Source organism: Roseicella sp. DB1501 (genome assembly GCF_013112485.1).
GTDB lineage: Bacteria > Pseudomonadota > Alphaproteobacteria > Acetobacterales > Acetobacteraceae > Paracraurococcus.
This window is the reverse complement of sequence record NZ_JABFHG010000001.1, coordinates 507598-519951: the sequence shown is the minus strand read 5'-3', so window position 1 is coordinate 519951 and position 12354 is coordinate 507598. Positions and strand designations below refer to the sequence as shown.

Annotated in this window: 14 protein-coding genes; 7 read left to right on the top strand and 7 right to left on the bottom strand. The window is 70.2% G+C overall.

Annotation, left to right across the window (positions count from 1 at the left end; all coding sequences use genetic code 11):
- Positions 1-103: 103 nt before the first annotated feature.
- From HJG45_RS02545 to HJG45_RS02525, 5 genes are all read left to right on the top strand, one after another.
- Positions 104-538: a CBS domain-containing protein gene (locus tag HJG45_RS02545; protein WP_171610482.1), complete on the top strand. Its 435-nt coding sequence runs from the start codon at positions 104-106 to the stop codon at positions 536-538.
- A 96-nt stretch (positions 539-634) separates the two neighbouring features.
- Complete coding sequence (locus HJG45_RS02540) at positions 635-886, top strand: hypothetical protein (protein ID WP_111470164.1); 252 nt, start codon at positions 635-637, stop codon at positions 884-886.
- 87 nt (positions 887-973) lie between these two features.
- Positions 974-1957: a TRAP transporter substrate-binding protein gene (locus tag HJG45_RS02535; protein ID WP_171610481.1), complete on the top strand. Its 984-nt coding sequence runs from the start codon at positions 974-976 to the stop codon at positions 1955-1957.
- 238 nt (positions 1958-2195) lie between these two features.
- Positions 2196-2729 (top strand): TRAP transporter small permease, encoded by a 534-nt coding sequence (locus HJG45_RS02530; protein WP_171610480.1) that lies wholly within the window; start codon positions 2196-2198, stop codon positions 2727-2729.
- Positions 2730-2732: 3 nt separating this feature from the next.
- Entirely contained in the window at positions 2733-4154 is a 1422-nt protein-coding gene (locus HJG45_RS02525) for a TRAP transporter large permease (RefSeq protein WP_368040495.1), read from the top strand.
- Positions 4155-4352: 198 nt separating this feature from the next.
- On the opposite strand, the gene HJG45_RS02520 is transcribed toward HJG45_RS02525, so the two are convergent.
- Positions 4353-4817 carry a hypothetical protein gene (locus HJG45_RS02520; protein ID WP_171610479.1) on the bottom strand — a complete coding sequence of 155 codons (465 nt, stop codon included), beginning with the start codon at positions 4815-4817 and terminating at the stop codon, positions 4353-4355.
- Between the two features lie 314 nt (positions 4818-5131).
- Between HJG45_RS02520 and mscL the strand changes: the two genes are divergently transcribed.
- Positions 5132-5629 (top strand): large-conductance mechanosensitive channel protein MscL, encoded by a 498-nt coding sequence (gene mscL / locus HJG45_RS02515; RefSeq protein ID WP_171610478.1) that lies wholly within the window; start codon positions 5132-5134, stop codon positions 5627-5629.
- Between the two features lie 41 nt (positions 5630-5670).
- Here mscL and HJG45_RS02510 read toward each other — a convergent pair whose 3' ends face one another.
- Positions 5671-6345 (bottom strand): CBS domain-containing protein, encoded by a 675-nt coding sequence (locus HJG45_RS02510; protein WP_171610477.1) that lies wholly within the window; start codon positions 6343-6345, stop codon positions 5671-5673.
- 185 nt (positions 6346-6530) lie between these two features.
- Positions 6531-8165, bottom strand: coding sequence for a Na+/H+ antiporter (locus HJG45_RS02505; protein ID WP_171610476.1), 1635 nt, complete (start codon positions 8163-8165; stop codon positions 6531-6533).
- Between the two features lie 264 nt (positions 8166-8429).
- Here HJG45_RS02505 and HJG45_RS02500 point away from each other — a divergent pair, with 264 nt between their 5' ends.
- Complete coding sequence (locus HJG45_RS02500) at positions 8430-9380, top strand: S1C family serine protease (RefSeq protein WP_171610475.1); 951 nt, start codon at positions 8430-8432, stop codon at positions 9378-9380.
- Between the two features lie 154 nt (positions 9381-9534).
- On the opposite strand, the gene HJG45_RS02495 is transcribed toward HJG45_RS02500, so the two are convergent.
- The 4 genes from HJG45_RS02495 to HJG45_RS02480 all read right to left on the bottom strand — a co-directional run bounded on the left by HJG45_RS02495 (position 9535) and on the right by HJG45_RS02480 (position 12328).
- Positions 9535-9690, bottom strand: coding sequence for a hypothetical protein (locus HJG45_RS02495; RefSeq protein ID WP_171610474.1), 156 nt, complete (start codon positions 9688-9690; stop codon positions 9535-9537).
- A 68-nt stretch (positions 9691-9758) separates the two neighbouring features.
- Positions 9759-10094 carry an antibiotic biosynthesis monooxygenase gene (locus HJG45_RS02490; protein WP_171610473.1) on the bottom strand — a complete coding sequence of 112 codons (336 nt, stop codon included), beginning with the start codon at positions 10092-10094 and terminating at the stop codon, positions 9759-9761.
- Positions 10095-10228: 134 nt separating this feature from the next.
- Positions 10229-11728 carry a tripartite tricarboxylate transporter permease gene (locus HJG45_RS02485; RefSeq protein WP_171610472.1) on the bottom strand — a complete coding sequence of 500 codons (1500 nt, stop codon included), beginning with the start codon at positions 11726-11728 and terminating at the stop codon, positions 10229-10231.
- Between the two features lie 30 nt (positions 11729-11758).
- The gene (locus HJG45_RS02480; RefSeq protein WP_368040494.1) at positions 11759-12328 is read right to left on the bottom strand and encodes a hypothetical protein; all 570 of its coding nucleotides are present in this window, start codon (positions 12326-12328) and stop codon (positions 11759-11761) included.
- Positions 12329-12354 lie beyond the last annotated feature (26 nt).

The window sequence follows — 12354 nt, the reverse complement described above, 5'->3', positions numbered from 1 at the left end:
ACCGGAGCGGATGGTTGCGAGGCGCGTTTTCCTTGCAACCGCGCGGCCGGCGGGCGCAGCCTTGCCCCACGGCGCGGAGCGCAGCGTCCGGGAGGGCTGGCACATGATCATTGGCGCGATCCTGAAGGGCAAGGGCACCGAGGTGGTCTCGGTGGGCCCGGCCGATACGGTGCTGTCCGTCGCCCGCGTGCTGAGCGAGCGCCGCATCGGCGCCGCCCTGGTGCGCGACGCCGGCGGCGCGCTGCTCGGCATCGTCAGCGAGCGGGATATCGTGCGCGGCATGGCGGCGCATGGCCCTGGCACCACGGGCCTGGCTGTCGAGGAGTTCATGACGCGCGAGCTCGTCACCGTGGCGCCGCAGACCTTGGTGACGCATGCCCTCGCCCTCATCACCCGTCGGCGCATCCGCCACCTGCCGGTGCTGGAGGGCGAGAAGCTGGTCGGGCTGGTGTCGATCGGCGACCTGGTGAAGGCGCGGATCGATGAGGCCGAGCAGGAGGCCGAGGAGCTGAAGGCCTATGTCGCCGCGGCGGGATAGGCCGCGGGCCCGGCCCTGCCGGGCGGCTTGACCTGCCGCAAGGACGGGTGCGAGAGGCCGGGCCGATACTCCTGCGATCGCAAGCGGAGGAATCCGATGAGCAACCGCAAGACCCTACAGGCCCTGTTCGCGCATCCGGTCAGCGCCAACCTCGACCCGAAACATGTCTTCGCGGCGATCGAGGATCTCGGCGCCGAGGTGACGCATGGCGGCCATGGCCAGATCATCGTGAGCCTCAACGGCCATACCCATGGCTTCCATGACAGCCGCCACAGCCTCTCCAAGGACGAGGTGGTGGCGATCCGCCAGTTCCTGCTCGGCGCCGGGGTCGAGCCGCCGCGGCATTGAGCCCGGCCGCTTGGCCGTGGCATGGGGCTTGCCGGCCTGGGCCCGCCGCGCCTTGATGGCGCGGCAGCCAGACCCGGGGTACCGACCATGCCGATCTCCCGCCGCGCCGCCCTCGCGGCGCCCGCCTTCCTTGCTTTCGCCCGCGGCGCCCATGCCCAGGGCGCGACGCGCTGGCAGATGGCCACGCCCTATCCGGACGGGAATTTCCATACCCGCAACATCCGTGAATTCGCCGAGGACATCGAGAAGGCGAGCGGCGGCCGCCTGGCGATCACAGTGCATAGCAACGCCTCGCTGCTGCCCATGCCGCAGATCAAGCGCGGCGTGCAGACCGGCCAGGTGCAGCTCGGCGAGATCCTGCTCGCCGCCTATTCCAACGAGGATCCCTTCTTCGACGCGGATTCGCTGCCCTTCCTGGCGCCCGACCTCGCCGGCGCGCGCAAGCTCGCCGGCCTGCAGCGGCCCTTCATCGAGCAGCGCTTCGCCAAGCAGGGCGTCTCCCTGCTCTACACCGTCGGCTGGCCGGCGGCGGGCTTCTACACCCAGGTGCCGATCACCAGCCTCGACGTCTTCAAGGGCAGCCGCTTCCGCACCTTCAGCCCGATGACCAACCGCTTCGCTGCGCTGATCCAGGCGAATCCAGTGCTGGTGCAGCAGGCCGAGCTCGCCCAGGCCTTCGCCACCGGCATCGCCACCGCCATGGTGACGAGCGCGCAGACCGGCGTCGACACCTCCGCCTGGGATTACTGCAAGGTCTTCACGCCGGCGAATTTCTCCATGACGAAAAATGCGGTGATGGTCTCGCGCCGCGCCATGGAGACCCTGCCGAAGGATGTGCAGGAGGTGGTCGTCGCGGCGGCGAAGCGCGCCGAGGATCGCGGCTGGGGCTATGCGCAGGAGGCCCAGGATTCGACGCAGGCGCGCCTGGCCGAGAAGGGGCTGACGATCGGCAGCATCCCGCCCGAGGTCCGCGCCGAGCTGCACAAGATCGGCGCGACCATGGCCGAGGAATGGGTCGTCAAGGCCGGCCCGGATGGGCGCAAGCTGATCGATTCCCTGCACGCGAGCTGACATCCCCGGGGCCGCATCCCCGAATTCGTCCCTGGATGCGGCGGCCCGATCGGGGCGGCGGCACGGCGATGCCCGGATCGCTGGCGGCGCGCCGGCCGCGCCTCGGCAAGCGGCATCCGCTGCACAAGCTCGCGGCAAGCCCTGCACGGCGCGGCGCGATGGGCGGGGCGAGGCCCCTTGCCTGGCCCCGAGGCCGCACGCATCGTGCGGCCGTCGCTTTCTGGAAAGGGCGTCCCGCATGCGCCGCCTGCTCGATGCCCTCTATGCCGTCGGCGCCGCGCTCGCCGCGCTGTCGCTCTTCGCCATCTTCCTGGTGATGATGGCGCAGGTCGCGATGCGCGAGATGGAGATGCAGCTTCCCGCCGCCGACGACATCAGCGCCTATCTCTGCGTCGCCACCACCTTCTTCGCCCTGGCCGCCACCTTCCGGCGCGGCGAGCTGATCCGGGTCGGCATGCTGATCGAGCGGTTCGGCCCCGGGGCCCGGCGCATCGCCGAGGCCGTGGTGCTGGTTCTGGCCGCGGTGATCATGGCCTATGTCACCCGCTGGACCTTTTCCGACATGCTCTTCTCCTACGAGATCGAGGAGGTGGCGCAGGGCACGGTGCCGATCCCGCTCTGGATCCCGAAGCTCGCCATGCCGATCGGCGCCGGCCTGCTGCTGGTGGCGATCCTCGACGAGCTGGTGACGGTGCTGCGCGGCCGGAAGCCGGGTTATGTGGTCGCGGCCGAGGAGCGCGCGGCGGCCGGCGACTTCTCGGCGGAGGTCTGAGCGGTGGATCTCCTGACCTTCGCCCTGCTGCTGCTCGTCCTGCTGTGCCTGCTGCTCGGCGCCGGGCTGTGGATCTCGATGTCGCTCGCCGCCGTCGGCTATGTGGCGATGGCCTTCGTGCATCCGACGCCCGGCCTCTTCCTCGCCTCGGCCTTCTGGGAGTCGACCGGCTCTTGGACCCTCGCGGCGCTGCCGATGTTCGTCTGGATGGGCGAGATCCTGTTCCGCACCAAGCTGTCGGAGGAGCTCTTCAACGGCCTCGCGCCCTGGGTGCGCCGCATCCCCGGCGGGCTGCTGCATGTCAACATCCTCGCCTGCGGCATCTTCGGCAGCGTCTCCGGCTCCAGCGCAGCCACCTGCGCGACCGTCTCCAAGATCGCGCTGCCGGAGCTGAAGCGCCGCGGCTATGACGAGGATGTCGCGATCGGCAGCCTCGCCACCTCGGGCACACTCGGCATCCTCATCCCGCCCTCCATCATCATGGTGGTCTATGCGGTGGCGGCCGAGGTCTCGATCATCCGCGTCTTCATCGCCGGCTGCCTGCCCGGGCTGATCGTGATGCTGCTCTTCAGCGCCTATATCGCCATCTGGGCGCTACTGAACCCGGACAAGCAGCCGCCGCCGGAGCCGCGGATGCCGCTCTTGTCCAAGCTGCGGCAGAGCGCGCAGCTCATCCCCTGCACCATCCTCATCATCGTGGTCATCGGCACCATGTTCGCCGGCTGGGCCACGGCGACGGAGGCCGCGGCCTTCGGCGTGCTTGGCTCCCTGCTGATGGCGCTCGGGCGGCGCACCGGCTGGGGCGTGCTGGCGCTCGGCGCCCTGCTCTGGATCGGCGGGGTGATCGTGTTCCACCAGGCGCTGGCCTTCGCCTTCTTCGCCCTGCTCGGCATCGCGGCCGGGGAGCGCATCCTCACCTGGCAGAACTTCCTCGACAGCGTGAAGGGCGCGACCCGGCTGTCCTGCATGATCATGTTCATCCTGGCCGGCGCCGCCTTCCTGACCAAGGCGATGGCGCTGACCGGCATCCCGGCGGCGCTCGCCGAGGCGGTCGCGCACATGAATCTGGGGCCCTATGGCCTGATCGCGGTGCTGACGGTCGTCTATGTCATCCTCGGCACCGCGCTCGACGGCGTCTCGATGATCGTGCTGACCACCTCCATCGTCATCCCGCTGGTCCAGCATGCCGGCTTCGACCTGGTCTGGTTCGGCATCTTCATCGTGCTGCTGGTCGAGATCGCCGAGATTACCCCGCCGGTCGGCTTCAACCTCTTCGTCATGCAGACCATGACGGGGAAGGAGCAGACCGAGGTTGCGATGGCCTCGCTGCCCTTCTTCCTGATGCTGGTGCTGACGGTGGTGCTCTGCACCCTGTTCCCGGTGACGCTCGTCACCGGCCTGCCCGACTGGCTGCTCGCGCGTTGACCCGCCCGGACCTCGATCCGGGCGGGCCTCTGGGCCCGAGCATTTTCCGCTCACCTGCGTTCGCGGCAAATACTCCGGCCTGTCATTTCAAAGCATCTTCACCCGATCAGGTGGTTCCACCTGATCGGGATGTGCTCTAGAGCGTGATCGCTTGAGGTGAAACACCGAAAAGCGTGAATCACGCGATCAGACAACGGTCTAGCGAGCCGGCGCCGGCGCGGAGGAGCCGGACGGCGTCGTGGCGGCAGAGCCGGTGGTCGCGGTGCTGTTGCTCGAGGCCGGCGTGCCGACCATGCCGCCGCCCATGAAGGCGCGGTCGCGCTCATTGCGCGGCTCGTTGCGGGCGGCCGTCTGAGACGACTTCCTTTGGGTCCTGGCGCTGCTCTTGCTCTTCTCGTCGAGCGGCGTGCGGACCTCGGGGTTCTTCCAGACCGGCTTGCCGAGATTGACGTCGCTGGGCGAGGTCGTAGCGCCGGCCACGGCGCCCGCGCCGCCGCCGATCGCCGCGCCGGCCAGCGCGCCGACCGGGCCGCCCAGGGCGCCGATGCCGGCACCGGTCGCCGCGCCGGCCGCGGCGCCTCCCGTGGTCCTGTCCGTGCTGTTGGTGCCGCAGGCGGCCAGACTCGTCGCCAGAGCCAGGGCACCGAACAATCTGCCCATCATCCTTGCGCCTCCTCATCCATCTCCGGGCAAACGCAATTCCGGCGCTTTGCACGGAACCATCGTCGGCCCGCAACGGCGCAACGTGGCGCCACGGATTTAGTTGCGTATCCGGCTACTACCCGGCCTTGTGATGGCAGCGCGGCCAGCGGCGCCGGCTGCGGCGGCAACCGGCCCGGCGGGCCGGGCTTGTCTCGCCGGCCTGCATCAGGGCTCTGGACGCTGGCCTGCCACGCGTCTTGCATAGGGGCGGATCGCCGGCCGGCGCCCTGGAACCACGGCCCCGGTCCCGGACACGAGGCGGAGATGAGAACCCGATGCAGCCACCCATTCCCATCCGCGAGCCGGCCTGGCTGCGGGAGTTCAAGGCCTTCATCATGCGGGGCAGCGTGGTCGACCTCGCGGTCGGCCTCGTGGTTGGCGCCGCCTTCACCTCGATCGTCACCTCCTTCGTCGAGGACATCATCAACCCGCTGATCGGCCTGCTCATCGGCGGGGTCGATTTCTCGAACGTCTTCGTGGTGATGAGCGGCGAGCGCCGGGCCTCGCTGCAGGCGACGCGCGACGGCGGCGCCGCGGTACTCGCCGTCGGCAGCTTCATCAACACAATCATCAAGTTCCTGATCGTGTCCTTCGCCATCTTCTGGGTGGTCAAGGCGCTGTCGAAGCTGCGGGTCTCGGAGCTGGGCAAGGTCGAGACGCCGCCGCCCGGCCCGACCCCGACCGAGAGCCTGCTCGCCGAGATCCGCGACGAACTCAAGACGCAGCGCGGGCTGCCGGGCGCCCCACCCGCCACGCCCCGGCCATTGGCCTGAGGCGGAGGCCGACGCCCCGGTCCGGCCCGCCGGCCGGGGCGTCAGGCCCAGCGGCCGGCCTTGGCCTCGGTGATGCGGTCCTCGACCCGCCGCACGCCCGGCACCCCGGCCGCGATCGCCTCCAGGCCGCGGCGCACGGCCCGGGAATGGCAGAAGCCGTAGAGGGTGACCACGCCCTCGGCGACCTCGAAGAACACATAGGGCGCATCGGCCCAGGGCAGCCGGGCCATCTCGGCGGAGACCGCGCTGCGGATCGCCTGGTCGGATGTCTCGGCGGCCGGGGAGAGCAGGGCGCGCAACAAATCGGCGCGTGACAGGATCCCGACCAGGATGCCGTCCTGCACCACCGGCAGGCGGCGTATGTTGCGCGCTTCCAGCATATGCGCCGCATGCTCGAGCGGCACTTCCTCGGTCACGGTGACGACCTCGCGGGTCATGATGTCGCCGGCCGTCGAGCCATGCCCGGCGGCATAGCGGGCGGCGGCCCGCTCGCGATCGTAGAAGAGGGCGCGCCAGAAGCCTGTCTCCGGCCGGTCGCCGGTGGAAAGCCGGCGGATCAGGTCGGCTTCGGAAACGATGCCGTGCAGCATGCCCCAGCTATCGGTGACGGGCACGGCGGAGATGCCGCGATCGGCGAGCAGCCGGGCGACGGCCATCACGGGGGTGTCGGCCGGAACCGAGATTACCTTGCGGCTCATGACGTCACGGACCTGCATGGTCTTGCCCTTCCCTCAGGAGGTGCGGCGGCGGTCCGCCGCATGGGCTGAAACTGCCACGAACACAGGCAGGTTGCCTTGCGCAGGGTCAAGTCCCGCCTGCCGATCCGAACCGAATTCCCCTGGGGAAACCTGGCCCGGGCCTGGAGCGGCGAACCCAGGCGGCCGGTGCCCGGCGCTGCGGCTCAGGCGGCGTCCTGCTGTGCCCGCCGCACCGCATCGGCGGCCCGCTCCGCCGGGCCGCGCGGATCTCCGAGCACGGCGCGGATCCGCGTCTCCTCCAGGTCGAGCTCCCGCTCGAGCCGGTACAGCGCGTGGGCGTGCAGCTCTCCCGCCCGGGCATGCGCGATCAGCCGCTTCCGCGCCGCCTCGATCGCCGCCAGCCGCAGGCGCCGGCGCGAGGCGCGCTCGGCCGTGGCCGCGGCGTCGTGCGAGGCGACGCGGTGGAGATGCATCGCCCGGTCGCGGAATTCCGGCACGAGCTCGCGGGCGATCGCGCCCTCCAGCGGATCGTCGAGATGGCGCTCGATCTCCGCGAGGGCCGCGGCCGCGATGATGCGCCGGCCTTCCGCCTCATCCGGATCGACCCCGCCCTCGGGCGGCGGTTCCTCGAGCCCGAGCCGGCGGATCAGCCATTCCAGCGTGGTGCCCTGCAGGACCAGGGTCGCCAGGATCGTGACGAAGGCGAGGAAGACCAGCAGGTCCCGCTCCGGGATCTCGAGCGGCAGGGCGAGCGCGGCGGCGAGGCTGACCACGCCCCGCATGCCAGCCCAGGACAGCACCGTGGCGTGGCGCCAGGAGGGTACGGGGTCATGCCGGGCGATGGCCGGGATCAGCCGGGTGAGCCAGCTGCTCGGAAAGACCCAGAGGAAGCGCGAGAGGATGACGGTGGCGGCAATCGCGCCGCCGATCAGCAGCAGCTGCGTCGCGCCCTTGCCGGCGATGTCGGACAGGACCTGATTGAGCTGCAGGCCGATGAGGATGAAGACGAGGCTGTTCAGCACGAATTCGACGAAGCCCCAGACCGCCTGGGCGCTCAACCGGCTGCGCGAGGTGAGCAAGGTGTGCTGCGCCTGGCCCATCGCCAGGCCGGCGGTCACCACCGCGAGCACGCCGGAGACGCCGGCGCTCTCCGCGGCGAGATAGGCGGCATAGGCGGCGAGGAAGCTGGTCGTCACCTCCAGCATCGGGTCGTCGAGCCGGCGCATGGCCGCGATGGTCAGCCGGCCGACCGCCCAGCCGATGGCGATGCCGCCGGCGCCGAGGAGGAGGAAGGTCAGCCCGCCATCGAGGGGCATGATGCTGTCCCGCGCCACCGCCGCCGCGACGGCGAGCCGGTACAGCACGAGGGAGGAGGCATCGTTCACCAGGCTTTCCCCCTGCAGCACGGTGACGATGCGCTTCGGCAGCCGCAGGCGTTGCAGCACCGCCTCCGCCGCCACCGCATCCGGCGGGGCGACGATGGCGCCGAGCGCGATGGCGACCGACCAGGGAAGCTCCGGCAGGAATTGCCGCAGGACGCAGGCGACGCAGAGCGCGGTGAAGAACACGGCCCCGATTGCCAGCGCCAGGATGGGCCGCAGGCTACGCCGGAAGGCCCGCCAGTCGGTGCGCCAGGCGCTCGCCTGCAGCAGCGGCGGCAGGAAGAGGGCGAGAGCCAGATCGGGATCGAGCCGGATCGAAGGCAGTCCCGGAACCAGCGCGATCACCATGCCGCCGATCACCAGGATCACCGCATAGGGCAGGCCGAGCCGGCGGGAGACCAGGGCGAAGCCGATGCAGGCGGCGACCAGGACCAGCAGCGTCTCGACCAGGCCCATGCACCGCCCCCGGAACACGTCGTAGCGCAGCGCGACGGTCCGTCCGTATGGAGCGGTCGCCTGATGCGTCGTCTCGCGGGCTTTCCGCCCATCCGGGCGACGCCGCCCGGGCGGTACCGGGTCTAGCCCGGATCACGGGCGGGCGCGAACGCCCGGATGCGCGAAAAACAAGGAGCTGCGGCGATGCCGCGCCGATCCGGGCCGCCATCCTGCCCGAACGGCGGAGTGGCCCCGCTGCCGCGCCCCGCCCATCTTGTTGTCACCATGCTGGATATACCTCAATCCTCGGGCGATGCGCCGCTGCTGGACGCCTATTCCCGCGCCGTGACGGCTGCCGTGGAGGCGGTCGGGCCGGCCGTGGTGCATGTGGCGGTGCGCGGAAACCGTGGTGGCGGCGCCGGCTCCGGCGTCATCGTCTCGCCGGACGGGCTCGTCCTGACCAATGCGCATGTCGTCGCCGAGGCCGGGACGGTGCAGGTCACCGCGGCCGAGGGCCGGCCGATGGCGGCGCAGGTCCTCGGGATGGATGCCGATACCGATCTCGCCCTGCTGCGGGCGGAGAGCGCGGCGGCGCTGCCGGCGGCCTCGCTCGGCGACTCGGCGGCGCTGCGGGTCGGGCAGGTCGCCATCGCCATTGGCAACCCGCTCGGCTTCTCCTCGACCGTCACCGCCGGCGTGGTCAGCGCCCTCGGCCGCAGCCTGCCGGGGCGCGGCGGCCGGCCGATCGAGGATCTCGTCCAGACCGATGCGGCGCTCAATCCGGGCAATTCGGGCGGCGCACTGGTCGACAGCGCGGGCCAGGTGATCGGCATCAACACGGCCATCATCGCGGGAGCGCAGGGCCTCTGCTTCGCCGTCGCGGCCAATACCGCGCGGCTGGTGCTCGGTCAGCTCATCCGCTTCGGCCGGGTGCGCCGCGCCGCGCTCGGCCTCACCGGCCAGCGCGAGGCGGTGCCGCGGCGCTTCGCCCGCGCTCTCGGGATCGAGCAGGCGCATAGCGTGCTGGTCGCCGCCGTGCAGCCGGGCGGTCCCGCCGATCGCGCTGGCATCGCACCCGGCGATCTGCTGATCGCCATTGCCGGCGAGCCGGTGACCGGGGTCGACGCCCTGCTGCGCTGGCTCACCGGCGACCGGGTCGGGGTGGCGGCCGAGGCGCTGGTCCTGCGGCGCGGCGATCCGCGGCGGTTGGCCGTGGTGCCGTCCGAGCGCGCGTGAGGCCGGGACGATCCGCGCCGGCGGCACGCCCGGTCAATGCGATGCATCCGCCTGGAGCGTGATCGCTTGAGGTAGCCTCGCCGAAAAACGTGAATCACGCGACCAAACCACGGCCTGGACCATGATCCGTGAACCTGTGTGAGCGGATCATGGTCTAGCGGCGGCGGCCGAGCAGCACCATGGCGAAGACCAGCGTGGCGATGATGGCGATGCCGACCATGCCCTCGATCACGTCGAAATTCGGCGCGTCGCGGGCCACGAAGAGGGCGGTGATTGCCCCGGCGCCAAGCAGCACGACCCTGACAAGCATGGCCTCGGCTCCTTCATCGGCCAGCCCGGCACGGTTCGCCGCGGCCGGCCAGCCAGCCTCGGGCGTCGTCAGGCGTCCCGGTCGGCATCCTTCGGAATGATGGCCTGCACCGGCTCGAAGCCTTCGAACTCGGGATGGCCGAGATAGAGCGGCCGCGTCGTGCCGGCATGGCGATGTGCCAGGCGGAAGGCCTCGGACCGCGTCCAGGCCTCGAAATCTTCGCGCGAGCGCCAGATGGTGTGCGAGGCGTAGAGGACGTGATCCTCCCGCTGCGGCCCCTTCAGCAGGTGAAATTCGACGAAGCCTGGCACCCCGTCCAGATGGCTGTCGCGGGTCAGCCACATGGTCTCGAACTCGGTTTCCAGGCCGGAGGCGACGCGGAAGCGGTTCATGGCGATGAACATGGCATTCTCCTCGCTCGGCGGCTGCCATCACAGCAGGCGAACAGTCTCCCGGCCACCCTGCGGCTCCGGCATGGAAAAGAAAAGGCCGCCCCGGATGCCGGGGCGGCCTGCAAGGTCGGGTCGCGGCCGGCGGCTCAGCCCGCCATCGCCGCTTCCTTCCCCTTGCGCAGGTTGGGCAGCATCATCGCCAGCAGGGCGATGGCCGCGATGGCCAGCAGCGTCGCGCTGATCGGCCGCTGCAGGAAGACCATCGGGTCGCCGCGCGAGAGCAGCATGGCGCGGCGGAGATGCTCCTCCATCATCGGGCCGAGCACGAAGCCGATCAGCAGCGGCGCCGGCTCCATCCGCAGCTTGTTGCAGAAGTAGCCGAAGATGGCGAAGAGCACGGTGGAGTAGACGTCGAAGACGTTGTTGTTCACCGAGTAGGCGCCGATGCAGCAGAAGACCAGGATCGACGGGTAGAGGAACTTGTAGGGCACCTGCAGCAGCTTCACCCACATGCCGATCATCGGCAGGTTGATGACCAGCAGCATGACATTGCCGATCCACATGGAGCAGATCAGGCCCCAGAACAGGTCGGGCTGCGATTCCACCATGCGCGGCCCGGGCTGGATGCCCTGGATGATGAGGGCGCCGACCATCAGCGCCATGACGGCGTTGGCCGGAATGCCGAGGGTGAGCAGCGGGATGAAGCTGGTCTGCGCCGCGGCGTTGTTGGCCGCTTCCGGCCCCGCCACGCCCTCGATCGCGCCCTGGCCGAACATGTGCCGGCCCTTCGACATCTTCCGCTCCATCATGTAGGAGCCGAAGGCCGCGAGCGAGGCGCCGCCGCCCGGCAGGATGCCGAGCACCGAGCCCACCACCGTGCCGCGCAGCACCGATGGCGTCGCCCGCTTCCACTCCTCCTTGGTCAGCCAGAGGCTGTCGACCTTGGTCTTCAGCACCGACCGCGCCTCGGGCCGCTCGAGGTTGAGGATGATCTCGGCGATGCCGAACATGCCCATGGCCAGCGCGACGAAGCTGATGCCGTCAGACAGCTCGGGGATGCCGAAGGTGAAGCGCTGCTGGCCGGTCTGCACATCCGTGCCGACGAGGCCGAGCAGCACGCCCATCACCACCATCGCCACCGACTTCAGCACCGAGCCCTGCGCCAGCACCGCCGATATGATCAGGCCGAGCAGCATCAGCGAGAAGTAGTCGGCCGGGCCGAAGGACAGGGCAACCGAGGTCAGCAGCGGGCCGGAGGCGGCGACCAGGACGGTGGCGACCGACCCGGCGAAGAAGGAGCCCAGTGCCGAGGTGGCCAGCGCCGCGCCGGCCCGCCCGTTGCGGGCCATCTTGTAGCCCTCGAGCGTCGTCACCACCGAGCTGATCTCACCGGGGAGGTTCAGCAGGATGGCCGTGGTCGAGCCGCCATACTGCGCGCCGTAATAGATGCCGGCGAGCATGATGATGGCGGTGGTCGCCGGCTGGCCGAAGGTGATCGGCAACAGCAGCGAGATGGTGGCGACCGGCCCGATGCCCGGCAGCACGCCGATGGCGGTGCCGATCAGCGCGCCGATCAGCGCAAAGAGCAGGTTCTGGAAACTCAGCGCGACGCCGAAGCCGTGCGCCAGATTGCCTAGGATATCCATGGTCCGTGTGGCTCCCTCCCGGCGCCTGGTTCAGAATTGCGGCCAGACGGCCACGCGGATGTCGAGCTGCTTGATGAAGACCCACCAGCAGAGCGCGAGCAGGAACACCGCCATGCCCAGCACGCCGAGCGGGCGCTGCCGGTGCTCCGGCTCGGCCATGGCGGAGAGGATGATGGTGGCGATCAGCGCCAGCATCAGCCCGCCCCGCTCCAGCAGCAGGCAGAAGGCGCACATCGCGGCGCAGATGTAGCCCATCAGCCGCCAGCCCCTGGCGATGCAGATCACCAGGAAGCCGACCAGCATCCCGAGGCCGAGATCGGCATAGGATGTGGTGAAGAAGCTGCTGAGATGCGGCGCCGCCAGCATCGCAGCGGTGCCCGCGACGATGCCGAGCGCCAGGGTGCCGATCTCGAACCCCGTCCATTTCTCCAGCGGGTCCGGCCCGTTGAAGAAGGCGATCCCGAGCACCAGGATGCCGAGGCCGATCTGGATCCAGAAGACCAGCATCGGCATGTAGCCTGGACCCATCCGCCGGGCGCTGCCGAGCGCATGGTCCTGATTGAGCCAGAGGCCGACTGCCGCCAGCAGAATCAGGAACACGCCTGCGGCAATGTCCTTCGCGTTCA

Excerpts from the sequence above, each read along its gene's own strand:
- HJG45_RS02545 (WP_171610482.1), top strand. The coding sequence starts at position 104 with ATGATCATTGGCGCGATCCTGAAGGGCAAGGGCACCGAGGTGGTCTCG.
- HJG45_RS02540 (WP_111470164.1), top strand. The coding sequence starts at position 635 with ATGAGCAACCGCAAGACCCTACAGGCCCTGTTCGCGCATCCGGTCAGC.
- HJG45_RS02535 (WP_171610481.1), top strand. The coding sequence starts at position 974 with ATGCCGATCTCCCGCCGCGCCGCCCTCGCGGCGCCCGCCTTCCTTGCT.
- HJG45_RS02530 (WP_171610480.1), top strand. The coding sequence starts at position 2,196 with ATGCGCCGCCTGCTCGATGCCCTCTATGCCGTCGGCGCCGCGCTCGCC.
- HJG45_RS02520 (WP_171610479.1), bottom strand. The coding sequence starts at position 4,817 with ATGATGGGCAGATTGTTCGGTGCCCTGGCTCTGGCGACGAGTCTGGCC.
- mscL (WP_171610478.1), top strand. The coding sequence starts at position 5,132 with ATGCAGCCACCCATTCCCATCCGCGAGCCGGCCTGGCTGCGGGAGTTC.
- HJG45_RS02510 (WP_171610477.1), bottom strand. The coding sequence starts at position 6,345 with ATGCAGGTCCGTGACGTCATGAGCCGCAAGGTAATCTCGGTTCCGGCC.
- HJG45_RS02505 (WP_171610476.1), bottom strand. The coding sequence starts at position 8,165 with ATGGGCCTGGTCGAGACGCTGCTGGTCCTGGTCGCCGCCTGCATCGGC.
- HJG45_RS02500 (WP_171610475.1), top strand. The coding sequence starts at position 8,430 with ATGCTGGATATACCTCAATCCTCGGGCGATGCGCCGCTGCTGGACGCC.
- HJG45_RS02495 (WP_171610474.1), bottom strand. The coding sequence starts at position 9,690 with ATGCTTGTCAGGGTCGTGCTGCTTGGCGCCGGGGCAATCACCGCCCTC.
- HJG45_RS02490 (WP_171610473.1), bottom strand. The coding sequence starts at position 10,094 with ATGTTCATCGCCATGAACCGCTTCCGCGTCGCCTCCGGCCTGGAAACC.
- HJG45_RS02485 (WP_171610472.1), bottom strand. The coding sequence starts at position 11,728 with ATGGATATCCTAGGCAATCTGGCGCACGGCTTCGGCGTCGCGCTGAGT.